Origin of the sequence: Deinococcus alpinitundrae, from assembly GCF_009982895.1 — a bacterium.
GTDB classification, from domain to species: Bacteria; Deinococcota; Deinococci; order Deinococcales; family Deinococcaceae; genus Deinococcus; species Deinococcus alpinitundrae.
Genome location: NZ_WXZL01000393.1, coordinates 1 through 250, shown reverse-complemented (window position 1 = coordinate 250; position 250 = coordinate 1). Strand labels below are relative to the sequence as shown.

Sequence of the window (250 nt, the reverse complement as noted above, 5' to 3'; positions counted from 1 at the left end):
GAATGTCGTTCTGGAAGTCATTCTGGATGATGAAATGGAACTGGATGATTATGAGCACAACTTCCGCCGTATGTTTGGTGATGCCCGTATGGATGCCGTTCTAGGTTCAATCGAAGGCACAGTTCGTTTCTATGGTTTGACCGAAACCAATATGCAGCTTGAAGGGCTGGATCGTCATCTACGTTTAATTGACAGCTATAAGAAATTGCATGCAGCGCGTGCCAAGTTTGTGGCTCAGCAATAATCCATA

Annotated in this window: 1 protein-coding gene; it reads left to right on the top strand. The window is 44.8% G+C overall.

Annotated features, from left to right (window positions below; all coding sequences use genetic code 11):
• Nucleotides 1-244 (top strand): hypothetical protein (locus GUI70_RS23880; protein WP_202630630.1); only part of this gene is annotated, 244 nt, incomplete at its 5' end.
• Nucleotides 245-250 lie beyond the last annotated feature (6 nt).